The organism is Nocardia sp. NPDC050435, from assembly GCF_040655395.1.
GTDB lineage: Bacteria > Actinomycetota > Actinomycetes > Mycobacteriales > Mycobacteriaceae > Nocardia.
Genome location: NZ_JBFAJW010000008.1, coordinates 315,535 through 336,635 on the forward strand (window position 1 = coordinate 315,535; position 21,101 = coordinate 336,635).

Consider the following 21,101-nt stretch of genomic DNA (forward strand, 5'->3'; position numbering starts at 1 on the left):
CCATGTCCGTCACGATTCCCGATTTCGACTACCACCGCGTCCCGGTCGCCGAGGACGTCGAGCTCGCCGTGGCCGTCGGCGGCTCGGGCAGCCCGATCGTGCTGCTGCACGGCTTCCCGCAGACCCATCTGATGTGGCGGCACGTCGCCGCCGACCTGGCCGCCGACCACACCGTCCTGGTTCCCGACCTGCGCGGCTACGGCGCCAGCGACAAGCCGCAGGCGGGCCCCGAGACCTACGCCAAACGCACGATGGCCGCCGACATCGTCGCTCTCGCACAGGCTTTCGGCCACGATCGGTTCGCCCTGGCCGGCCACGACCGCGGTGCGCTGGTCGCCATCCGCGCGGGCCTGGACCATCCGGCCGCGATCACCCACCTGGCCAGCCTGGACGTGCTGCCCACCTGGGACATGTGGGAGGTCATGCGCGGCGTCGACGCCGCGGTGGGTTTCCACCTCTACCTGATGGCCCAGCCGCCCGGTCTGCCGGAGCAGCTGATCGCCGGTAGCGCCGACGCCTTTTTCGCCTACTTTCTCGATCAGTGGGGCGGCGACCCGGCGGCGATTCCCGCCGACGTGCGGGCCGAGTATCTGGCGGCCTCCCGCGCCGCCGTCCCGTCGATCGTCGCCGACTTCCGCGCGTCGGCGGGCATCGACCTCGAGCACGATCGAGCCGACCGCGCCGCGGGCGCCCGGCTGGCCATGCCGGTCACCGTCCTGCAACAGGATTGGGGCGCGGCGCTCGGGTTCGACGCCGCCGGCCTGTGGTCGGCGTGGGCCCCGGACCTCGAACACCGGACGGTGGCGGCGGGCCACTTCATGGCCGAGGAACGCCCGCAGGAGGTGGCGGCGGCGCTGCGAGACCTCGGCCGGCGCGGCCATCGAGATTTGTAATGATTGTTCAAGAACGTGCTACGGTCGAATCATGGCGCGTCCGAAGGGGTTCGATCAGGAGCAGGTAGTCGACGCCGCGATGGCGGCCTTCTGGAGCAAGGGCTACGCCGCGACCTCGGCCCAGGATCTGGTGGATCGCACCGGCCTGGGCCGGGGCAGTCTCTACAACGCCTTCTCCGGCAAGCACGAGCTGTTCCTGGCGGCGTTGCGCCGCTACGACGGGGAGTGGGCGACGCGGCAGTTGGCGGTGCTCGAGGCGGAGGGGCCGGTGTGCGCGAAGGTGCGCGCGGTGCTGATGACCGTCGTCGACGAGGAGTCCGGCGCGGTCCCCGCGCATCGCGGTTGTCTCGCGGTGAATTCCGCCATCGAGCTGGCCGGGCGCGACGCCGAGGCGACCGCCCTGGTGCGGCGCACCTTCGGGCGGATGGAGGAGGGGTTCCGCGCCGCGCTCGAACGCGCCCGGCGCGACGGCGAGATCGCGGCGGACCGCGATCCGCGTGCTCTGGCCCGGTATCTGCTCAACGCGATGTACGGCTTGCGGGTCCTCGGCAAGACCGCCGACCGGTCGGCGCTGACCGGCATCGTCGATACCACCCTCACCCTGCTGTGACTCGCGTCTGACGCGCCTGCGATGACCGGCCGCGGGCGCGCTTTTAGTAGCCAAATTATGGAACGTTCGTTAAAAAATGAGAGGAATCCCGCCATGACACAGGACGATTCGACCCCAACGGTGGCCGTGCTCGGCACCGGCCTCATCGGCGCGCCGGTGGCGGCGAACCTGCGCGCGGTCGGCCCGGTCCGGGTGTGGAACCGGACCCGCGCCACCGCCGACCGGCTCGCCGCGCGCGGCGGCCTCGAGGTCTTCGGCACTCCGGCGGCGGCGGTCGACGGCGCGGACGTGGTGGTCACCGTCCTGACCGACGGCCCGGCCGTGCGCGAGGTGGTCGAGTCCGCGCGGCCCGCGCCCGGGACGGTGTGGATCCAGCTCGGAACCGTCGGCTTAGCAGACATCACCGAATTGGCCGAGCTGGCCCACCGCCGCGAACTGATCTTCTTCGACGCGCCCGTGCAGGGCACCAGACAGCCCGCCGAAGCCGGTCGGCTGGTCGTGCTCGCCGCCGGCCCGGACCACGACCGCGCCACGGCCACAGCGGTTTTCGACGCCATCGGCAGCCGCACGGTCTGGGTCGGCACCGAGCCCGGCGCGGCGACCCGCCTCAAACTGGCGCTCAACAGCCTGGTCTTCGCGCTCACCCACGGCATCGCCGAAAGCCTCGCGCTCGCAACGGCACTGGGGCTCGATCCGCACCTGATCCCCGACGTGATCGCCGACGGACCACTCGACAGCGGATTCTTCCGGGCGAAAGCGGCCGCGATCCTGGACGCCGACTACACCACGGCGTTCTCGATCGACAACGCGATCAAGGACGCCCGCCTCATCCGGTCCGCCGCCGAAAAAGCCGGTGTCGCCGTCGATGTCACCCGCGCCGGACTCGACCGGTTCGAGCGCGCCGCCGCCGCCGGACACGGCGCCGCCGACATGGCCGCCTCGTACCTGGCCGGATGAGCACCGCGGCCGTCCTCGCGTGCCTGCTCTGATACATTGCGGCGCAGTGTTTTCCGTGTGAGCTAGCGCGCCGCCACCTCCTTGGTGTCGATGCGGCCGATCGGATCCGGGTCGGCCGCCAGCGCGCTCCGCGCCTGTTTCCAGGCCACGTCGTCGACCCTGAGCGCGCTGCGCAGGTAGGCCGCGGTGGTCTCCCGGATCAGGGCGACCCGCGCGGGATTCTCGTCGGTGGTGTCCGCGGCGTTGTACCCGTGGATGCCGCCGAGCGAGTGATCGCCGCCGAACAGGGTGAGCAAGCCCTGGGCGCCGGGGCTGTGGTGGTAGACGTCGGTGAACCAGTCCGGCCCGCGGGTGGAGAGGTGTGACTGGTCGTGGTCACCCGCCACCACCAGGGTGGGGACGGTCAGGCCGGTGAAATCCGGGCGCAGGAACGGGAAGTTCTGTGCGGCGAAGCCGGTGAGGTCGTCGCCGGCGATTCCGGTGGTGGCCAACAGGACTCCGGCTTTCACCCGCGCATCGGTCAGGTCCGGGCCGTCCGCGCCGAGCACGCGCGCGCCGAGCAGCATGCCCACGGTCTGCCCGCCCCAGGAGTGGCCCGCGACGGCGAGGCGCGCCCGGTCGGCGCGCTCGACCAGGCCGGGGATCGCCGCGAGAATCCGGTCCAGGTCGTCGAGCACCCGTGTCACGTCCCGGACCCGGACCCGCCAGATGTCGGGATAGCGGGGGTCCTCGGGCGTCAGGCCCAGCGTGCGCGAATCGAGGAACGTCGGCTGGACGACCACGAATCCATTGCTCGCCCAGTAATCGACGAGCGGATCGTAGGCCGCCATGGATTCGCCGAACCCGTGCGCGAACACGAGGATCGGCAGGTCGCCGCCGCTCGCGGGCGCGGATACCCGCACCTGGAGATCGGCGCCGCGTTCCGGCGTGCGCAGGACCACCGGTTTGACGCTGAGGATCGGCGTGCCCAGCACGGGCACGGCGCTGGATGTGGACAGGTCGGACATGGTTTTCCCTTCGATAACGACAAGCGCCGGAAGGCGATAGACTCTCAACCGGAGCGTCGTTCCGAATATACGGAGCAGTGTTCCGTTTAGCAAGGGCAGTGTCGTGAAAGGTGCCGTGTGACCGAGAACAGTCCGACCAAGCGCGCCGACGCGCGGCGCAACGAGCAGGCCCTGCTCGACGCCGCGGCCGCGGTCTTCCGCACCGACGGCGTGGACGCGCCCGTCCGCCGCGTCGCCGCCGCCGCGGGCGTCGGCATGGGCACCATCTATCGGCATTTCCCGACCCGCGCCGACCTCGTCGCCGCCGTCTACCGGCACCAGATCGAGGCGTGCGCTGCCGCGGGCCCGGACCTCCTCGCCACGCGGAGTTCGCCGTTCGCCGCCCTGCGCGACTGGGTCGATCTGTTCGCGGACTTCTTGGTCACCAAGCACGGCCTGGCCGCCGCCCTGCGCGACGACCCGGCCGGCTTCACCGCACTGCACGCCGTGTTCCTGGACCGCCTGCTCCCGGTCCTGGAAGAGCTGCTCGCCGCCGCGCGCGACGCGAACGAGGTCGTCCCCGATCTCACCGCCTACCAGTTGATGCGCGCCGTCGGCGACATCTGCGCGGGCGCGCAGGCGACCGACCCGGACTACGACCCGCGCCGCACCGTGCACCTGCTGCTGGACGGGTGCCGCCGCTGATCGGTCAGTCCAGCAACTCCTCGAGGTACTTGGCGGGATTGTCGAGGAATGCCCGGGTGATCCGATAGTGCTCGGTGTCCTCGTATTCCACGAGTTCGTAGCCGTCCTCGCCGATCTGATAGATCCAGGCGTCCGGATACGACATCAGCAAGGGGGAGTGGGTGGCGACGAGGAATTGCGAGCGGTCGCGGACGAGCTCGTGCATCCGGGCGATCATCGCCAGCTGGCGGCTCGGTGACAGCGCCGCCTCCGGCTCGTCGAGCACGTAGAGACCGTGCCCGCCGAAACGGTGCATCATCAGGGCGAAGAACGATTCCCCATGCGACTGCTCGTGCAGGGAGACCCCGCCGTAGGAGTCGATGAGCGGCGGCCCGAATCCACCCGCTTTGTCCAGATCCTCGATAGTGGTCGCCACATTGAAGAAACTCTCGGCGCGCAGGAAGAATCCGTCGCGCGGCTTGTCCACCGACTTCACCAGGCGCAGATAATCGTTGAGCGCCGAGTGCGAACTGCGGGTGGAGAAATTGAAGTTCTTGGTCCCGCCCTCCGGATTGAACCCCCACGCCGTCGCGACGGCCTCCAGCAGCGTGGACTTGCCGCTCCCGTTCTCGCCCACGACGAAGGTCACCCGCGGATGCAATTCCAGTTCCGACAGCCCCCGCACCACCGGCAACGAGAACGGATACTCGTCGAACGACGGCACCGCTCGCCGATCGAGGACGACCCGGCGGACATAGGCGGCAGAACTCATCGGTGCACGTTACTTCACCTCCGGACGATCCCGGTGCACGCTATGTTCGAACCAGCGGCCCGACGCGGTGAAAGGACACCCCCATGAACTGGACTCTCGAGGTCGTGATCGTCCCGGTCTCCGACATCGACCGAGCCAAGGAGTTCTACAGCAAGCAGCTGGGGTTCGTGGTCGACCACGATTCGAGCTTCGGCGAGGGCATGCGCGTGGTGCAGCTGACGCCGCCGGGCTCGGGCTGCTCGGTCGTCATCGGCGAGGGCGCGGTCCCGGTGATGGAGCCCGGTTCGGTGAAGGGCCTGCAACTGGTCGTGCCGGACATCCATCAGGCCCACCGCGAGCTCGTGGCGCGCGGCGTGGAGGTCAGCGAGGTCCGGATCCTCGGCGAAAACCCCAGGCCCACACCGCATCCGCTGGACAATGTGGGCTTCGTCTTCTTCGAGGACCCGGACGGCAACAGCTGGACCGTGCAGCAGATCTCGTCGCGGGCCTGAGCGCTCAGGTGCGCTCGCGCGGCTCCGGTCGCCCGACGCGCAGCGGCTCGGAACGGTAGCGGCTGGCCGGGCCGTCGATCTCCAGCAGCTTCCAGACCCGCCGGGCCACCGGGTTCATCAGGCCGATCTCCTCGGCCAGCGCGCGCACGTCGACGAAGTAGTCGGCGAAAACCCGCTTGGCCTCGTCGGATTCGAAGAACAGCTCGCGGCGCACCGAATCCGGGATGCCCATGTCGGTGAAGAACGCGCGCGGCGGGGTCACCACGGCGCGGCCGAGCACGAACAGCAGGACCGGGAAGACCAGCGACAGCGCGAATCGTTCCGCCGCGCTGCGCTGCGGCACCCGCTCTTTGAGCGCGGCGTGGGCGAAGGAGATGTGGCGCGCCTCCTCGGCGATGTGCACCGCCATGACGCCGCGCATGATCGGATGCACGTCCTCGCCGGACCGCAGGATGTCCTTCTGGACGTGATCGATCGGCTCCTCGCCGCCCAGGATCGCCATGAACATGATGATCGGCGAGGCGATGGTGACCGGGATCGCGACGTGCTTGAGCAGACTGGTGAGCGGGCCCATGCCCGGGACCTCGATCCCGATCCGGTTCACCATCTCCTGGAACATCATGGTGTGCCGGTGCTCTTCGATCATCTCGTGCGAGCAGTACTCGAATTCCGGCGAGTTGTTGGGCAGGGTCAGGATGTGCTGGGCCATCCCGCTGATCAGCAGGGCCTCGAACTGGATGCCGACCTTGGTGACATTGGCCTGGCGATACTTGCCGATCTCGATCTGACGTTCCTTCGGCAGCGCGAGATACCAGGGATGGCGCCCGAGCGGATCGCCCGAGCGGGGCAGGATCCAGCGTTCCGGGCGAGCGTCGGGATCGAAGTCGGGGTGCTCCCAATCGATGGTGACGAACGGATCCACCGGCTTGTCCACCGAGGCGGCCGACAGCAAACGTAAAGTCTCCGTGTATTTTTCGGCGACCGCGACGATGTCGTCGTCCGAGGTACGCCGGTGTGCAGGAGCGGACATCGTTGTCTCCCCGTTTAATGTGACACTATGTAACACCAAAAGTAGCGCGGGTCACCGCGTGAGTCAATGGCGAGCGCCCGCCCTTGTAATTGACTCCAGGGTAAATTACCGTCGGCTCAATTGCTGTGCGGTGGAAGGAGTTCGCGGTGGCGCGGTCGTGGTGGGGTTGGGGAAACGTCGAGGACGCGGTGACCGGCGCGGAACGGGCCGCGCTGACCCGCCGGGTCGCCGAACTCATGCCGGGCGCGGACCTGTCGGTGCACGAGCCGCCCGAACTCGCCGCGCTGCCGGTGCCCGCGCCGCGGATCGAACCGCCGAAAGCGCTGGCGCAGCTCGCTTCCCGCGATCTCGCCGACCGGGTCGCCCACGGCCACGGCCAGGCCTTCCGGGACGTGGCGCGGATGCTGCTCGGGCGGGTGGAGCACGTGCCGGACCTGGTGCTGCGCCCGCGCACCGAGCAGGACGTGGCCGACATCCTGGACTGGTGCGCACCGGCGGGGATCGCGGTGATCCCCTTCGGTGGCGGCACCTCGGTGGTGGGCGGCGTCGAACCGCGCGACACCACCGGCTACGCCGCCACCGTGACGCTGGACCTGGGCCGGTTGAACCAGGTCCTCGAGGTCGACCCGGTGAGCCGCGCCGCCCGCATCCAGGCCGGCATCCTCGGCCCCGCGCTGGAGCAGGCGCTGCGCCCGGAAGGGCTGACCCTGCGCCACTTTCCGCAGTCCTTCGAGTTCTCGACGCTCGGCGGCTGGCTCGCCACCCGCGCCGGCGGCCACTACGCGACCGTGCACACCCACATCGACGACATGGTCGAATCTCTGCGCGTGGTCACCCCGGCCGGGATCGGCGAATCCCGCAGGCTGCCCGGCTCGGGCGCGGGTCCCTCACCGGACCGGCTGTTCCTCGGCTCCGAGGGCATCCTCGGCGTGATCACCGAGGCGTGGATGCGGGTGCAGACCCGCCCGCGCTGGCGCACCGGCGCCTCGGTGCTCTTCGACGACTACGGCGCGGCTGTCACCACGACCCGGGTGATCGCGCAATCCGGGCTGTACCCGGCGAACTGCCGCCTGCTCGATCCGCTCGAGGCGTTCCTCAACGCGGGCACGCCCACTTCGGGCGGAGTCCTGGTGCTGGGCTTCGAATCCGCTGACCACCCGGTCGCGGAGCCGATGCGCCGGGCGCTCGAGATCTGCCGCGAGCACGGCGGCCGGGCGCCCGACGGAGTCCGCTCGTCGGACTCCGAAGCCGAGGCCGCGCGCGGCGGGGCCGCCGACACCTGGCGCTCCTCGTTCCTGCGCATGCCGTATCAGCGGGACGCCCTGGCCGCACAGTCGATGATCGTGGAGACCTTCGAAACCGCCTGCACCTGGGATCGTTTCGACGAACTGCGTGCCGCCGTGCACGCGGCCGCCGCCGCGGCCTTCGCGAGCCTGGGCACCACCGGCGTGGTGACCTGCCGCTTCACCCACCTCTATCCCGACGGCCCGGCCCCCTACTTCGGCATCTACGCCGCCGGGCGCTGGGGGCGGACGCCCGGGCAGTGGGACGAGATCAAAGCCGCTGTCTCCGAAGCGCTGTCGAGCTCCGGCGGCACGATCACCCATCACCACGCGGTCGGCCGCGACCATCGGCCCTGGTACGACCGGCAGCGCCCGGACCCGTTCGCGCTGGCGTTGCGCGCCTCGAAAGCGGCCCTGGACCCCGCCGGAATCCTCAACCCCGGCGTCCTGCTCGACCCCGCGCCGGTCGCGTGAGCGGGGCCGGGACCAAGGGGGTGCCCCGCGAGCGACGCGAGCAGCAGATCCTCGATCTGGCCACCGCCGAGTTCGGCGATCGCGGCTACGCCCATGCCTCCCTGGCCGACATCGCCACGGCCGCAGGCGTTTCCAAGCCGCTGATCTACACCTACTTCGGTTCCCGCGACGGCCTGTACACCGCCTGCGTGCGCCGGGCGGGCGACAGTCTGGTCGAGGCCGTCGCCCGCGCCCAGGCCGTGCCCGGCGCGCAGGACCGCGCGCTGGCCACGCTCACCGGCATCTTCCACGCCCTGGACAGCCGCACACAGAACTGGCGGATCATCTACGACACCACGCTGCCGCGTCCGAGCGCCGCATACGACCAGGCCCACGCCTATCAGCGCGCGCTCAACACCATGGGCTCGGAGGGCGTGGCCGACATCCTCGGCGACGCGAGCACCCCCGAGGATCATTCCCTGCTGCTGTCCTGGTGGTTCGGCATCGTCTCCACCACCATCGCCTGGTGGCGGGACCATCCCGGCGACACCCCGGCCGACATGGCCGACCGCTGCCTGCGCGTCTTCACCGCACTGCGGCAGCCGCCCGCCGCCGCCGACCCGGTTCAGCGCTGAAACGGCGCCAGCAGTCCGGTGTAGGGCTTGCTCGGCGGGAGCGCCCATTCCCCGCGCCCGGCGGGGCGCAGCCCCATGGTCAGCAGCGACTGCACGGTCAGCGTCGCCGCCGCCACCCCGTCGATCACGGGCGCGCCGATCTCGGCCCGGATGTCCGCGCACAGATCAGCCATTCCCGCGCAGCCCAGGACGATCGCGTCCGAGTCGTCGGCGGCCAGCGCGGCCCGGCAGGCCTCGGTCACGATCTTGCGGGCGTCCGGGTCGGTCCCGAGTGCGAGCACCGGCAGCTCGCAGGCGTGGATACCGCGGCAAAACCGTTGCAGCCCATAGTGTCGCACCAGGTCGGCGGTGCGCCCGACGGTGCGCCCCAGCGTGGTGACCACGCTGAAGCCGCGCCCGAGCTGGGTGGCCGTGCGCAGAGCGGCCTCGGCGATGCCGACGACCGGTCCGCGCGCCAGCTCCCGGGCCGCGTCCAGGCCGGGATCGCCGAAGCAGGCGATCACGTAGCCGTCGACCCCCTCCTGTTCGCCCGCCGCGACGGCGGCCAGCAGGCCCGGGACGCTGAGGGCTTCGTCGTAGTGGCTCTCGATCGAGGCCGGCCCCATGGTGGCGGTGACCGCGTCCAGGCGGGTGCCGGGGCCGGCCACGGCCGCCGCGCTGCGCGCGATGGTCGCGGTCATCGCCTCGGTGGTGTTCGGGTTGACGACCCGGATGCGCATCAGGCGGCCGCCTCCTTTGTCCGGGCCACCAGGTAGTAGACGGCGAAACCGACGCCACAGCCGATGAACCAGCTGTACTGGGCGGCGGTGTACATGCCGGGCACCCCGCGAGCCAGGACCGGGAACACCGCGATGATCGCCCCGGCGGCCGTGGCCGCGATCGCCACCGGGTTGTAACCCCTGGTGTACCAGTAGCTTCCGCGCTCGGACATGGTGAACAGCTCGTCCACCCGCACCTGCTGCTTCTTGATCAGGTAGTAGTCGGCGATCAGCACCCCGAACAGCGGGCCGATGAACGCGCCCAGCGTCTCCAGCGTGTAGTGGATGACATCCGGATTGTTGTAGAGGTTCCACGGCGTGATCAGCACCGAGCCCACCGCCGCGATCATGCCGCCGGCGCGCCAGCTGATCCGCTGCGGGCTGACGTGGGAGAAATCGAAGGCGGGGGAGATGAAGTTGGCGACGATATTGATGCCGATGGTGGCGATGGTGAAGGTCAGGGCGCCGAGCACGATGGCGAAGGTGGTGTCGATGCGGGCCACGGTCGCGACCGGGTCGGTGATCAGCTCGCCGTAGACCGGCACCGTCAGCGACGCGGTGATCACCACCAGCAGTGCGAACACCAGGAAGTTGAGCGGCAGCCCGAGTAGATTGCCGCGCCGCACCGCCGCGAAAGTCCGTCCGTAGCGCGAGAAATCACCGAAGTTGAGCATCGGGCCGGAGAAGTAGGACACCACCAGCGCGATCGCGCCCAGCATCACCGGCACCGAGGACCAGCCGGTGTATTTCACCTCGCCCAGGTTCAGGTCGATCGCGCTCCAGCCCGCCTTCGCGATCAGGTAGCCGCACAGCACGAACATCACCACGTAGACCGCGGGTCCGCAGAAATCGATGAAGCGCCGAATCGATTCCATGCCGCGCCAGAACACGCAGGCCTGCACCACCCAGAGCAGCAGGTAGCTGCCCCAGCCCAGCAGCGACAGCCCCAGGAAGCCGTAGTCCTCGACCACGGCGTAGGGCGCCAGCGCCGGAAACAGCTTGATCAGCACGACATCCAGCGCCGCCGAGGCGAGGAAGGTCTGAATGCCGTACCAGGCCACCGCGATCAGGCCGCGGATCACCGCCGGGATGTTCGCGCCGAGCACGCCGAAGGCGCTGCGGCACATCACCGGATACGGCACCCCGGTCACCTGGCTGGGTTTGGCCACCAGGTTGCAGAGGAAGTACACCAGCGTGATACCGATGAGCAGCGCGAGCAGCACCTGCCAGCTGGCCAGGCCGAGCGCGAACAGGCTGCCGGCGGTGACGTAGCCGCCGACGCTGTGCACGTCCGACATCCAGAAGGCGAAAATGTTGTAGGAGCCCCAGGTCTGGGCTTTCAGCGGCGCCAGATCCGCATTGGTGAGCCGGGGGTGATACTCCGTGGGCGCGGGTGCGGACGGTGTGAGCGTGTCGGTCATGGTCGTTCCGATCCGAGGGTGAAACGTGGCTGGAACGACGGTAGGAATCCGCCATTGCCGCGCCGTTGCCCCGCGATCTCGCCGCTATTGCGCGAAAGATATATCGATTGCCGGGGCGAGCAGCCCGGTGTCGGTGGGCAGCGTCGCGATCACGGTTTCCAGCCGGCGGTGGTGCTGCCCGGCCAGCAGCAGCAGGCGTTCGGTGTCCCCGGCCAGGAAGGCCGCGAGCATCAGCGCGTGATCGGTGTGCAGCAGCGCGCGATCGGCGCGGGCGATGTGCACCATCGACTGCACCGGTTCGGTGACGTTCCAGGCCGACTCCAGCATGTGCAGCAGCCGGAACATCCGCGAGGGCCGGGTCAGGGCGAGATGGAAGTCGCGGGAGCGGCGCTGGTAGGCGACCGGATCGTCGTCCTGGATCGCGCGTTCGAGCCGGGCCTCGATCTCGCGCAGGGCGGCCCGGTCAGCCTCGGTCGCCCGGCGCACCGCGGCGGCCAGCGACGCGGTCTCCAGTGTTTGCCGCACGATATACATTTCCCGGAGTTCTTCGGCGGTGAGCTGGGCGACGGTGTATCCACTGTGCGGCTGATGGGTGATCAAACCTTCGCCGATCAGCGTTTTCAGCGCTTCCCGGACCGGGATATGGCTGACGCCGAACAATTCCGCCACTTCGCGCAGCGGAATCACCGTGCGAGGCGGAACCGCGCCGTCCAATATCACCCGGCGCAATTCGCCGAGAATGATCTGCGGGCGGCCCGGCTCGTCCACGACCAGCCGCGCGAGCAGGGCGGAACGTCTGCGTGGGGGCATGGAAGCACGGTAGTGCGCCGGTGTTGCGATCACCGGGCGTTCTGTGACGGCCGGGAAAACATCCGGCAGCCCGGGCCCGGGTGAGTTATCTCATGAACGGGGTTCGGGCCCGCCCACGAAATTCGTCCGCTGTTTGGCGGCATCACCAGGAGTTTCCTTGTCCGGGCCTGCGGAAAAAGACTATTGCGAATTGCCTATCACCCCGGTGAACTGCGTGTTTACCTGCTTGTTACCTAGGCTAACGTCAGGCGTCGAGAGCTGTGACCATCCATCGGGCACGCGGGTTTCCGGGCCGGGCGTTGCCGAGAGAAAGGCTGGAGAACATGCGAATCGGCGCATCGCTGCGGACGGCGGCGCTGGCTTTGGCCGTGACCCTCGGCGTGGGTCTGGTCGCGGCTGCCACTCCGGCGGGCGCGGCCACCGACCTGGACCGCTACCTCGATCTGCCCCTGGTCAACCGCGACGCCGCGAGCGGGCCGGGCGGCGTGCACCCCGACCTGCCCTACGACGCCGCGCGGTTGCGCGAGCTGCTCGACCGTGCCCGGGCCGAGGGCATCGTCCCCGCCCGCTACGCCGCCCTGCTGTCGCAGTACTGGCTGGTCGACGCGACGACCAAGGCGGGCATCGACCTGCGCACCTGGGATCCGCGCGCGGGCGTGACGCCCAACCGGGACAACCTGATCAAGTCCTACCGGTACTACGAGAACCTCCAGCTCGAGCACCGAGAACTGCGCTGGGCGGGCATGGGCGGCCAGGTCGGCGCGGATTTCGGCGGCGGGCTGGTCGATTTCGAGCTGATGGGCGCCGGCTACGACCTACCGGGCATCTCCGAGGCCGCGCGCACCGTGCTGGGCGCGGTGCGTGACGCGGCCGGTCCGCAGGCGGTGGCCCTGCTGCCCGCGGGTCTGTCGGCCCTGGCCGAGGCGGGCGCGGACATCACGCCGGCGGACCTGAACCACATCAACGGGATGATCCTGGTGATGCAGAAGAACATCTTCTCCGACCTGATGCCCATGCACGACGCCTATGTCTCGCAAGGACTTCCGGCGCTCGAGGAGTTCCAGGCCGCCGGGCTGTTCGGGCCCGACATCATGACCGCCTGGCGCGATGTCGCCTCGGGCGACGAGGACCGGATCGGCGCGGGCAACCGCGCGCTGCTGCGCCGCGAACAGCAGTGGGCCGTGAGCGCGCAGTGGGACCAGGTGCGTGCCTACAAGGGCAGCGTGGGCGAGGCGATCACCTACCTCAGCGGCGCGGCCGGGTCGCCGTCGGTGGCCGGTGTCGTGCCGCCGCGGGAATTTCATCCGGTCCGGATGCCCGTCACCCTGGCCGACGGCCGCCCCGGACAGCTGACCCTGCCGCTGCCGGACTGGAACTGGTCGGTCTTCGACGCGCGCTGGGACTACATCACCGCCGAGTTGCTGCCCAAATACCAGTTCCAGGTGCAGCACAACTGGCCCGCGCTGGAGGCCGCCATGCGGGTCCCGTACGAGCAGCAGCTCGAGACGCACCGCCCGCTGCTGAACATCCCGCAACTGCTGCTCGCCGCCGCGAACCAGCTGCGGGTGACGCCGATCGACCAGGAGAGCTGAGATGCGACGAATTCCCCGGCGCCTCGGCGCCGTCACCGTGGCGCTCGCCCTGACCGCCGTGGCCGCGAGCGTCGCCACCGCCGACGAGGTGGGTCCCGCGACGCCCGGACCGGAACGAGTCTTCAACGGCTTCACCCTCGCCGCCCTCAACGGCGCCACCCAGCCCTCGGCGCAGGAATCGCTCGAGGGGCTGCTGGCCGACGACCCGTTCTATGAGGAGCCGGCGCTCACCGGCGCCGAAAAGCCCGGCGACATCCTGAAATCCAAGAAGGTCAAGGTGATCTTCAGCGGCGTGAGTCCCGGCAATGTCGAGGGCTACAAGCTGATGTACGTCACCACCGGCAACGACGGGCGCCCCTTCATCAGCACCGGCGTGCTGCTCATGCCGGTCGACGGGAAGCCGAACGATCAGCGCCGCGTGATCGGCTACCAGGAGGCCAACGACTCGGTCGGCTGGAACTGTCATCCGAGCACGCAGTGGACCGGCGGCGCGCCGCTGGACGGCTCGTCCTGGTCCGCGCTGGGACCGCTGGCGCTGATGTTCGACAAGGGCTACGCGGTCATGATCAGCGATGTCGGCAACGACGCCGACAAGAAGCCGCACGGCGTATTCGCGGGCAAGTTCGGCGGGCACGCCCAGCTCGACGGTGTGCGCGCCGCACTCGGCCTGCGCGAGGCCGGATTGGATCCGAAGGCGCAGGTGGCGCTGTTCGGCATCGCCGGCGGCGGGGTGGGCGCCGGGTTCGCGACCGAGATGGCCGCCGACTACGCCCCCGAGCTGGACATCAAGTCGACCGTGCTGGAAGGCATGGTGGTCAAACCACGCGAGTTCATGCGCGTCGCCGACGGGTCGGTCGGCTCCGGGTTCGCTCTGGCCACCCTGCTCGGCCTGGAACCCTGGTATCCGGAGATGGCGGTGAACGCCAAGCTCACCCCGGCCGGTCGGGGACTGGCCGACGCCTTCCGCACGCAGTGCCAGACGCCGGCCTACTTCGGCACCCCGTATCTGCCGCTGCACACGCTGTTCACCTCCGGGCTGAGCCCCGCCGACGAGCCCGCCTTCCAGCAGGCCTTCGACGACAACCAGCTCGGCCGCTCGGGCACCCCGCGCGGCAAGGTGATCATCGCCTCCTGCGCCAAGGACGACTCGTTCATGTCGCTGGTGCCCGCGCGCGACGCCCGGGAGCTCGCCGACACCTATCGGGCCCAGGGCGCGGACGTCAGCTACCAGCCCACCGACTGCTCGATGCAGCGGATGCTCACCGACCTCTACGGGTGGGGCACCGACCTGTTCGGCATGCAGACCATCGACCAGCTCGACAGCCACTTCAGCTGATTCACGAAAGGCGTTCCCGCACATGGCGATTCTGTACGGTTTGGAGTATCTGCTGACCTTCGGCCCGCTCGCGGTCTGGAAGCTGGTCGGGCAGGCGTTCGGCTTCTAGGCTCGGCGTCGGCGCGCCCGGCGCGATCGTTAGTCTGAGCGCATGCTGCTGTCGGTCCTGTCGTTCACCGTCGCCGCCGTGCTGCTGGTCGTGCTGCCCGGCCCGGACACCCTGGTCGTGGTCCGGGGCCTGGCGCGCGGCGGGCGGGGCGGTGGCGTGCGCACCAGCCTCGGCGTGCTGTGCGGCCTGCTGGTGTGGGTGATCGCGGCCGTCCTCGGCCTCTCGGCATTGCTTCAAGCCAGTGAGATCGGCTTCGAGATCCTCAAGATCGTCGGCGCCTGCTACCTGGTCTGGATGGGCCTGCAATCCCTGCGCTCGCTGCTGCGCCCGGTGTCCGAGGCCGCCGAGACGACAGCGAAGTCCTCCTGGCTGAACCGCTCCGGCGGCTTCTTCTCCGGCTTCCTCACCGACATCCTGAACCCCAAGATCGGCGTCCTCTTCATCACCTTCCTCCCCGGCTTCGTGCCCCCCGGCTACTCCGTCGCCTGGACCACCCTGTCCCTCGGCCTCCTCTACGTAGCCCTCACCGCCCTCTACTGCGCCGTCCTCATCGCCGCCTCCACCAAAATCTCCACCTGGATGCAAACCCCCCGCATCCGCCGCCGCCTCGACGGCCTCGCGGGCCTCACCCTCCTCGGGTTCGGCGTCCGCATGGCCACCGAACACTGACCCGCCCGGCGGCTCAGCCACCGGCAGCCGGGTCGACCTCGACCGGCGTGGGCTCGGGCTGCTTCGGCGCCGCGGGTACCCAGCCACGCAACGGCTGCACGACCGTGCCGTAGAAGCTGTCGGTCGCCGCGGTCACGCTGGTGATGAAACTCGTCGCGGTGCCCGAGCGGCGATTTCCCATGGGAAATGTCTGCTCCAGCGTGAAGGAGACGATCGACCCGGCGCGATCCGTGATCAGCGTCTTCGGATCGGCGCGCACCGTGCTCAAGTGCTCGCAGGCCTCGTTGCCCGCCGCGGAGAACACGGCTTCGACCTGCACGTCACCGGGGGCGTCCGGCAACTGACGCAGCAGCCAGGAGACCCGGCGGCCGGAGGCACCCTCGTTCGGCGCTTGCAGCGTGGTGCGGCACCGGACCCGGTTGGTGCGCAGGTCGGCGATGACGACGAGAGCCCCCGCGGTATCCGGGATCTGGAGCACGGCCTCGAACGCGCCCTCGGCGGCGAGCCGCTCGGCAACGGCGGCGTTGCGGGCCGCCGGATCCGCGCGATGCTTGCGCGGCAGCACATGTTTCACCGTCACGCCCAGCTCGGCCGTCAGGCGCAGAGCCAGATGCCGGGACAACGACACCCAGGTGTCGGCGACCGCGAGACCCTTCGCGTCGCCCGCCCGCAGCGTGCCCGCCGCGACCGCGTCCCGGACCGCGACCCAGTGCCGCCCCATGTCGTCGAACTCGGTGGCACCCGAGCGCGGGTGCTCCAGGTAGCGCAGGAACTCACCGAGGATCCACGCGTGCAGTTCGTTGTCGATCCCGCCGTGCGACAGCAGCATGCGCGCTTCGTGCGCGACTTCGGCCCAGGACAGGTGCCGCAACTCGACCTTGGTGAGCTTGCGGCGATCGACCTCGACCGGGAGCTCGCCGGGACCCGCGGGAATGTCGTTGGACAGGCTGATCACCGCGTCGTACTTCTTCTTGCGCGCCACGTCGAGATAGCTCTCCAGCTGGTCACGCTTGAGTTTGCCGTTCCCGGTCTTCACCTCGAGCAATCCGGTCCAGATTCGGCTGCCACGCACCACCTTCAGCACGGCGTCGGGGATCACCGTCGACTCGCCGCGCTCGAAGTGCACCTCGCAATAGCCCTCGAAAGCGCCTGCGGGAGCGCCCATTCTGGCACACAGCGCTCGGGCGAACGGGCGGACCGCCTGCATCGTCGCGATCAGTGCGGAGGTGGCGCGCCGCTCCTGCTCCTCACCGGCGCCCACGCCCACAACGGAGAACAAGCGCGCGGTCTGCCACGAGTCCTGTTCCGCGAGTTTGAATTCCAGCGGCTTGATCTTGCGGACGGCTTGCTTCGCGGTCCGCACGCCGCGCTGCCGTGCCGTCGCGCGGACCTTCGGCGCCTCCGGCCGCGCGACTTCCGGTGCCGGTTCCGCGGCCGGCTCGACCGAGTCGGACTCCGCGCCGTCATCCACATCAACGCCGAAATCAGTTGCCAGACCGGCCAATCCGGAATCCCAGCCCTGCCCGACCGCGCGTACCTTCCATGCGCCCTCGCGTCGGTAGATCTCGCCGAACAGGAACGCCGACTCGGTAGTCGCATCGGCGGTCAGATATTCGGCCACCGTCTGCCCGGCCCCGTCTACCACGCGAAACGCGATCTTGCCCACCGCCCCGAACGTGCTCTCGCCGACGCTGCCCGCGAACGCGACGGTGTGCACGTCGGCGGGCACGGCGGACAGGTCGACCGCGATCCTGGTCTGCGCGCCTTCCTCGATCGCGCTGTTTCCCAGGAACCGCACCGCACCCTCCGGCGATTCCGGCTGGTTGTAGAAGACGAAGTCGTTGTCCGAGCGCACTTTTCGGTCCGCTCCCAGCAGTAGGGCCGAGGCGTCCACCTCGATCTCCGCCTCGGCCCAGCCGACGACGACGTCGACCCGCTCGACGTCGAGGGGAAGCGCGACATTCTGGCCCTTGGAAAGTATCGACGACGTCAAAGCGGCACCCTTCTACACTCAGCACTGGAATTCCGGCAGGCATGATGCCGCCCGTGCCCCTGCACGCCGATGCGGCTCTGCCACCGGGGCATTCGGGACGCGCCGGGCGCGCGTTACACGCAGCTCGGAGAGGTTTCGAACCGGTCTCGATCTCGCGGAAATGCCGATGAACGTGTCCCAAGGACGTGTAGCGAGCGTCGTCTACTGGAGTCAACAGTCCAGTTCGTACCGATACCATTGCCGGGGGTTGCCGTCCTCGTACAGCCAGAGTGTCGAGTCGCGTCCGATCCTTCCGCGAGCCCAGACCTGGGATCGGCGGCCGTTCGGTAAGAGGAGTTCCTCCCTTGCGGTCTCGGTGATCACCTCGTCCTGGCGGTGGCCTTTGCGGATCGCCCAGCTCATCTGCTGCTTGCGGCGGCGTTGGTCGAAGAAGCCGAAAGTCGTAGCCGATACCGTCAATCCGCTGCAGCTGGTGATCGAGTTCTGGACGATCGAGCGGACTCGTTCCGAGTCCATTTCCACGACTGGGAACTTGGTGTAGGGGCAAGCGAAGGTGAGCTTTCGCCCGACGTTGACTGCGTAGCAGTCACACCAGTCGACCTGGCTTCCGGTGTCGGTGAAGGCGAACCACGGAGAACTGTCGATGGTGTCCCAGCGCGCCAGTCCGATCATGTATCCGTTCGACCAAGTCCCGTCGGGCCCGGGGAAGGCGAAGGTGGATTCGTCGAAATAGCTGATCCAGATCCGCCCGTCGGGATCGGTCAGTAGTTGTTCGATCGCGTCCCCGGCGTAGAAAGACCCCAGCAGATCTCCGGCGCTCTCGAAGGCCACGATGTTGTGGGGCAGAGTCGAGGCGCTCGGCGGTACTCGCTCGATTCGTCCAGCGCCCAGGATGATTCCCTCGCCGAGGGCATCGATCTGGCTGAACGATTGTTCGAGGCCGCTCAACGGTATCTGGCTGACCTCGCGGCCGTCGCAGATGACGACGGTGGCGTCGTAGTGGGGGATTGGCGCACGCGCCGACGGAAACTGTGCGAGATCGACAAGCAGAGCCAGCAGTCGCCCTCGGTGATCAATCGTGGAAGCGAAAATTTCGAATCGTGCGTAGCGCTCCGGCAGGGTCGCATGCAGAGCGAGACGGCGTTTACCGGCCATCGGCCTTTCGGGTTGTCATGAGTCGATCATCGCACAGCCATGTCACTGACTCGCAACTGCCGCGACCGCGTGTGTGCCGAATCTGTCGCGGAGCAGGCGAACAGGCGGGTCGTATTTCTAGGTGAGGTTTCTATCCAGGAGTCCGATCCGGCTTCGAATGGACTCTGACAGGAATTGCGATGGCGCTGCTATCGACGATTATCTATTCGATCAATACGAGTAGTTGGCTACTCGTGTTGGGAGTATGTGCGCGGCGGATCATTTTGAGGGTGGACGTGAAACGTCCATAGTGGCCAACCACGCTAAAAGGAGAAGGCAATGTCCGACCTGCGCTTGCTGAATGGAACAGTCCGAGTCGATGGTAAGGATGCCGATGACTGGCCCGATCCTGACGACTGGATCCACAACGCACATACAATCAATCGCCCTGTTCCTCAGGATGGGCAGTGGCATTCTCTCAACGTCCCGGCGGTCAGGTGGGGCGGCGAATGCCGCCTCGAGATCGACGTAAACGCTCAGGTCAACCCCGATAAGACGGTGTGGATCCACGGCTGGTCGTACTTCTACGAGGGGGCGTCCGAAGACACCGGGGAGGAGGAAGACCGACAGGAGATCGATTTCGTCGTGCCGCGCAATTCCTCGGTCTACCTGCAGCCGTACGAGCAGTCGTACGAGTTGCGCAACGAGGTTCTGATCGGGCCCGAAGATTTCGCCAGAGTCGGTTTCAGTTTGACCAACAACATAACCGAGTAGGGGAGCGTGGGAACGTATTGTTGCGTTCCCACGCCCCCAGGTCCGGCACCGAGAAGGACCGCCGTCGCGAAAGCGCTTTAACTCACCCCGCAGTTCGTGTCATTCTCCGGCATCGCCCCCTCCACCAGGTAGCGGGAGACGACATCAGACGCGCACGGGTTGGCGCCGAGAACATAGGCCCCGTGCCCGCTCCCGTCGACGGTGACCAATCGAGAACGCTGACCGAACTTCTCGTCGAGCAACTCACCGCCGCGCCGCGGGGTGACCGGGTCGTGCTGGTTCTGCACGATCAGCACATCGGCCGGGCCGGTGTCGTCGATCCGCACCGGTGGCTCGGACGGCCCGAGCTTCCAGTAGGCGCAGGGCATGACGTTCGCGGCGGCGGCGCCGTAGAGCGGGTAGCGTTCGCGATCCTCGGCGACGGCGCTGCGGTAGGTTCCGAGATCCTCGGGCCATTCGACATCGTTGCAGGTAACGGCTAGAAAGACCGTCCAGGCGTTATCGTTCGGCGCGGGTGCGCCGGTGCCCGGCGGGCGGCCGCCGGCCGGCCCGGGCCGCCCGGTTTCCAGCAGCGTTTTCCAGCTCTCGGCCGTCGGCGCGTACAACGTCGAACGATAGAGCGTGAAGAAGGCGCCGAACCGAAAGAGGGTGCCGTCCAACCCATCCACGGGGTTCGCGTCGAGCCGCTCGGCGAGAGTGAGATACGTCCCCCGCACTTCTTCCGGGGTGCGGCCCAGACCGTAGGTGTCGTGGCGGGCGGCGGCCCATGCCGCGAAGTCGGAGAACGTCTCCTCCATTCCGAGGCCGTACAACCGCATCCCGTCGTGATCGAGGTGGGTGTCGCCGATATTGCTGTCGAGCACGATGCGGTCGGCCTGCTGCGGGAACATCGAGGCGTAGGCGGCGCCGAGAGCCGTCCCGTAGGAATACCCGAGGAAGCTCGCCTTGTCCTCGCCCAGCGCCGCCCGGATCCGGTCCAGATCACGGGCCATATTCGCCGTCGACACGTAGCGCATCCGGCCCTCGCGGTCATTGGCCGCGCACTGCGCGGCGACACCCTCGGCGATCGTCGCCCGCTCGGTGACCGCCGCGTCGTTCACCGCATAGGGCGGGATATTGCCGAAATACGCCTGGTCATCGGTGAATCCGCAGCTCACCGGCGCCGAATGCCCCACCCCGCGGGTATCCATGCCGATCACGTCATAGCTTTCCAGCACGTCGGCCGGCAGGCCCTGATCGGCGAGGAACGTCGGTTGATTCAGCCCCGAGCCGCCCGGGCCGCCGGGGTTGAGCAACAGCACACCACGCCGCTTGTCGGGGTTACCGCTCGCCAGCCGGGAGATCATGATCTCGATCTGCTCGCCGTCGGGTTCGCTGTAGTTCAAGGGCACCGGCACTGTCGCGCATTGCAATCGCGACGGACCGGACGCGGGATCCTCGACGCCCTCCGGGCATGCGCCCCACCGCACCTGCGCCGCAGGGGCTTCGGTCGATCGGGAGGTCACGATGAGCGCCCCGACCAGCACTATGACGAGGCCGATCGCGGCCAGCAGGCTCAGGTTCCGAGTCTGTTGTCGATTCATACAGCAAGTCTGTCGAGCGCGCCGCGTCCGCACATCGCCCAAGCGGCGGCTCTCGTATTGGACGAAAGTCGGGGGTAGCGATCAGACCCGCGTCGAACCGCACTTCAGCCCTCGGGCTGCTGCTTCCG

The 21,101-nt window shown here is 68.6% G+C and carries 20 protein-coding genes; 11 read left to right on the plus strand and 9 right to left on the minus strand.

What is annotated here, in order from left to right:
• Window positions 1-2: 2 nt before the first annotated feature.
• The 3 genes from AB0I43_RS25220 (at window position 3) to AB0I43_RS25230 (ending at window position 2,460) form a co-directional block, all read left to right on the plus strand.
• Complete coding sequence (locus tag AB0I43_RS25220; protein WP_356974302.1) at window positions 3-893, plus strand: alpha/beta fold hydrolase; 891 nt, start codon at window positions 3-5, stop codon at window positions 891-893.
• A gap of 31 nt (window positions 894-924) precedes the next feature.
• Window positions 925-1,503: a TetR/AcrR family transcriptional regulator gene (locus tag AB0I43_RS25225; protein WP_356974301.1), complete on the plus strand. Its 579-nt coding sequence runs from the start codon at window positions 925-927 to the stop codon at window positions 1,501-1,503.
• 93 nt (window positions 1,504-1,596) lie between these two features.
• Window positions 1,597-2,460 carry an NAD(P)-dependent oxidoreductase gene (locus tag AB0I43_RS25230; protein ID WP_356974300.1) on the plus strand — a complete coding sequence of 288 codons (864 nt, stop codon included), beginning with the start codon at window positions 1,597-1,599 and terminating at the stop codon, window positions 2,458-2,460.
• A gap of 62 nt (window positions 2,461-2,522) precedes the next feature.
• Here the strand turns inward: AB0I43_RS25230 and AB0I43_RS25235 are convergent, their stop codons facing one another.
• Window positions 2,523-3,467 (minus strand): alpha/beta fold hydrolase, encoded by a 945-nt coding sequence (locus AB0I43_RS25235; protein WP_357432684.1) that lies wholly within the window; start codon window positions 3,465-3,467, stop codon window positions 2,523-2,525.
• A 117-nt stretch (window positions 3,468-3,584) separates the two neighbouring features.
• Here AB0I43_RS25235 and AB0I43_RS25240 point away from each other — a divergent pair, with 117 nt between their 5' ends.
• On the plus strand, window positions 3,585-4,151 hold the full coding sequence (locus AB0I43_RS25240; RefSeq protein ID WP_357432685.1) for a TetR/AcrR family transcriptional regulator: 567 nt from the start codon (window positions 3,585-3,587) through the stop codon (window positions 4,149-4,151).
• A 4-nt stretch (window positions 4,152-4,155) separates the two neighbouring features.
• Here AB0I43_RS25240 and AB0I43_RS25245 read toward each other — a convergent pair whose 3' ends face one another.
• On the minus strand, window positions 4,156-4,902 hold the full coding sequence (locus AB0I43_RS25245) for an AAA family ATPase (RefSeq protein ID WP_356974297.1): 747 nt from the start codon (window positions 4,900-4,902) through the stop codon (window positions 4,156-4,158).
• 83 nt (window positions 4,903-4,985) lie between these two features.
• Here AB0I43_RS25245 and AB0I43_RS25250 point away from each other — a divergent pair, with 83 nt between their 5' ends.
• Window positions 4,986-5,393, plus strand: coding sequence for a VOC family protein (locus tag AB0I43_RS25250; protein ID WP_356974296.1), 408 nt, complete (start codon window positions 4,986-4,988; stop codon window positions 5,391-5,393).
• Between the two features lie 4 nt (window positions 5,394-5,397).
• Here the strand turns inward: AB0I43_RS25250 and AB0I43_RS25255 are convergent, their stop codons facing one another.
• Window positions 5,398-6,423 carry a diiron oxygenase gene (locus AB0I43_RS25255; protein ID WP_357432686.1) on the minus strand — a complete coding sequence of 342 codons (1,026 nt, stop codon included), beginning with the start codon at window positions 6,421-6,423 and terminating at the stop codon, window positions 5,398-5,400.
• A 146-nt stretch (window positions 6,424-6,569) separates the two neighbouring features.
• Here AB0I43_RS25255 and AB0I43_RS25260 point away from each other — a divergent pair, with 146 nt between their 5' ends.
• Both AB0I43_RS25260 and AB0I43_RS25265 read left to right on the plus strand, forming a co-directional pair.
• Window positions 6,570-8,180, plus strand: a complete 1,611-nt coding sequence (locus tag AB0I43_RS25260) for an FAD-binding oxidoreductase (RefSeq protein ID WP_357432687.1) — start codon at window positions 6,570-6,572, stop codon at window positions 8,178-8,180.
• A gap of 20 nt (window positions 8,181-8,200) precedes the next feature.
• The gene (locus AB0I43_RS25265) at window positions 8,201-8,794 is read left to right on the plus strand and encodes a TetR/AcrR family transcriptional regulator (protein WP_357432688.1); all 594 of its coding nucleotides are present in this window, start codon (window positions 8,201-8,203) and stop codon (window positions 8,792-8,794) included.
• Here AB0I43_RS25265 and AB0I43_RS25270 read toward each other — a convergent pair.
• The 3 genes from AB0I43_RS25270 to AB0I43_RS25280 all read right to left on the minus strand — a co-directional run bounded on the left by AB0I43_RS25270 (window position 8,785) and on the right by AB0I43_RS25280 (window position 11,783).
• The gene (locus AB0I43_RS25270) at window positions 8,785-9,513 is read right to left on the minus strand and encodes an aspartate/glutamate racemase family protein (protein ID WP_357432689.1); all 729 of its coding nucleotides are present in this window, start codon (window positions 9,511-9,513) and stop codon (window positions 8,785-8,787) included. The two genes, AB0I43_RS25265 and AB0I43_RS25270, sit on opposite strands and share 10 nt — an antisense overlap.
• The gene (locus AB0I43_RS25275) at window positions 9,513-10,973 is read right to left on the minus strand and encodes an NCS1 family nucleobase:cation symporter-1 (RefSeq protein WP_357432690.1); all 1,461 of its coding nucleotides are present in this window, start codon (window positions 10,971-10,973) and stop codon (window positions 9,513-9,515) included. Before AB0I43_RS25275 ends, AB0I43_RS25270 begins: the two co-directional genes overlap by 1 nt.
• A gap of 84 nt (window positions 10,974-11,057) precedes the next feature.
• Entirely contained in the window at window positions 11,058-11,783 is a 726-nt protein-coding gene (locus AB0I43_RS25280) for a GntR family transcriptional regulator (protein ID WP_356974290.1), read from the minus strand.
• 323 nt (window positions 11,784-12,106) lie between these two features.
• On the opposite strand from AB0I43_RS25280, the gene AB0I43_RS25285 reads away from it, so the two are divergent.
• The 3 genes from AB0I43_RS25285 to AB0I43_RS25295 all read left to right on the plus strand — a co-directional run bounded on the left by AB0I43_RS25285 (window position 12,107) and on the right by AB0I43_RS25295 (window position 15,489).
• A complete protein-coding gene (locus tag AB0I43_RS25285) occupies window positions 12,107-13,375 on the plus strand; it encodes a hypothetical protein (RefSeq protein ID WP_357432691.1) in 1,269 nt (422 codons plus the stop codon).
• A gap of 1 nt (window position 13,376) precedes the next feature.
• Window positions 13,377-14,711, plus strand: coding sequence for a lipase family protein (locus AB0I43_RS25290; RefSeq protein ID WP_357432692.1), 1,335 nt, complete (start codon window positions 13,377-13,379; stop codon window positions 14,709-14,711).
• A gap of 151 nt (window positions 14,712-14,862) precedes the next feature.
• Window positions 14,863-15,489, plus strand: a complete 627-nt coding sequence (locus AB0I43_RS25295) for a LysE family translocator (RefSeq protein ID WP_357432693.1) — start codon at window positions 14,863-14,865, stop codon at window positions 15,487-15,489.
• A gap of 13 nt (window positions 15,490-15,502) precedes the next feature.
• On the opposite strand, the gene AB0I43_RS25300 is transcribed toward AB0I43_RS25295, so the two are convergent.
• Together AB0I43_RS25300 and AB0I43_RS25305 are read right to left on the minus strand one after the other, a co-directional pair.
• Complete coding sequence (locus AB0I43_RS25300) at window positions 15,503-17,482, minus strand: TerD family protein (protein ID WP_356974286.1); 1,980 nt, start codon at window positions 17,480-17,482, stop codon at window positions 15,503-15,505.
• A gap of 210 nt (window positions 17,483-17,692) precedes the next feature.
• The gene (locus tag AB0I43_RS25305; RefSeq protein ID WP_356974285.1) at window positions 17,693-18,637 is read right to left on the minus strand and encodes a hypothetical protein; all 945 of its coding nucleotides are present in this window, start codon (window positions 18,635-18,637) and stop codon (window positions 17,693-17,695) included.
• A 318-nt stretch (window positions 18,638-18,955) separates the two neighbouring features.
• Between AB0I43_RS25305 and AB0I43_RS25310 the strand changes: the two genes are divergently transcribed.
• Window positions 18,956-19,390: a hypothetical protein gene (locus AB0I43_RS25310; RefSeq protein WP_356974284.1), complete on the plus strand. Its 435-nt coding sequence runs from the start codon at window positions 18,956-18,958 to the stop codon at window positions 19,388-19,390.
• A 77-nt stretch (window positions 19,391-19,467) separates the two neighbouring features.
• Here the strand turns inward: AB0I43_RS25310 and AB0I43_RS25315 are convergent, their stop codons facing one another.
• Window positions 19,468-20,973, minus strand: a complete 1,506-nt coding sequence (locus tag AB0I43_RS25315) for an alpha/beta hydrolase (RefSeq protein ID WP_356974283.1) — start codon at window positions 20,971-20,973, stop codon at window positions 19,468-19,470.
• Between the last annotated feature and the right edge of the window lie 128 nt (window positions 20,974-21,101).

Bases quoted from the DNA above. Each gene is read 5' to 3' on its own strand.
- AB0I43_RS25280 (WP_356974290.1), bottom strand. From the start codon at position 11,783: ATGCCCCCACGCAGACGTTCCGCCCTGCTCGCGCGGCTGGTCGTGGAC.
- AB0I43_RS25295 (WP_357432693.1), top strand. From the start codon at position 14,863: ATGCTGCTGTCGGTCCTGTCGTTCACCGTCGCCGCCGTGCTGCTGGTC.
- AB0I43_RS25225 (WP_356974301.1), top strand. From the start codon at position 925: ATGGCGCGTCCGAAGGGGTTCGATCAGGAGCAGGTAGTCGACGCCGCG.
- AB0I43_RS25305 (WP_356974285.1), bottom strand. From the start codon at position 18,637: ATGGCCGGTAAACGCCGTCTCGCTCTGCATGCGACCCTGCCGGAGCGC.
- AB0I43_RS25245 (WP_356974297.1), bottom strand. From the start codon at position 4,902: ATGAGTTCTGCCGCCTATGTCCGCCGGGTCGTCCTCGATCGGCGAGCG.
- AB0I43_RS25310 (WP_356974284.1), top strand. From the start codon at position 18,956: ATGTCCGACCTGCGCTTGCTGAATGGAACAGTCCGAGTCGATGGTAAG.
- AB0I43_RS25285 (WP_357432691.1), top strand. From the start codon at position 12,107: ATGCGAATCGGCGCATCGCTGCGGACGGCGGCGCTGGCTTTGGCCGTG.
- AB0I43_RS25250 (WP_356974296.1), top strand. From the start codon at position 4,986: ATGAACTGGACTCTCGAGGTCGTGATCGTCCCGGTCTCCGACATCGAC.
- AB0I43_RS25275 (WP_357432690.1), bottom strand. From the start codon at position 10,973: ATGACCGACACGCTCACACCGTCCGCACCCGCGCCCACGGAGTATCAC.
- AB0I43_RS25230 (WP_356974300.1), top strand. From the start codon at position 1,597: ATGACACAGGACGATTCGACCCCAACGGTGGCCGTGCTCGGCACCGGC.
- AB0I43_RS25315 (WP_356974283.1), bottom strand. From the start codon at position 20,973: ATGAATCGACAACAGACTCGGAACCTGAGCCTGCTGGCCGCGATCGGC.
- AB0I43_RS25255 (WP_357432686.1), bottom strand. From the start codon at position 6,423: ATGTCCGCTCCTGCACACCGGCGTACCTCGGACGACGACATCGTCGCG.
- AB0I43_RS25290 (WP_357432692.1), top strand. From the start codon at position 13,377: ATGCGACGAATTCCCCGGCGCCTCGGCGCCGTCACCGTGGCGCTCGCC.
- AB0I43_RS25220 (WP_356974302.1), top strand. From the start codon at position 3: ATGTCCGTCACGATTCCCGATTTCGACTACCACCGCGTCCCGGTCGCC.
- AB0I43_RS25270 (WP_357432689.1), bottom strand. From the start codon at position 9,513: ATGCGCATCCGGGTCGTCAACCCGAACACCACCGAGGCGATGACCGCG.
- AB0I43_RS25235 (WP_357432684.1), bottom strand. From the start codon at position 3,467: ATGTCCGACCTGTCCACATCCAGCGCCGTGCCCGTGCTGGGCACGCCG.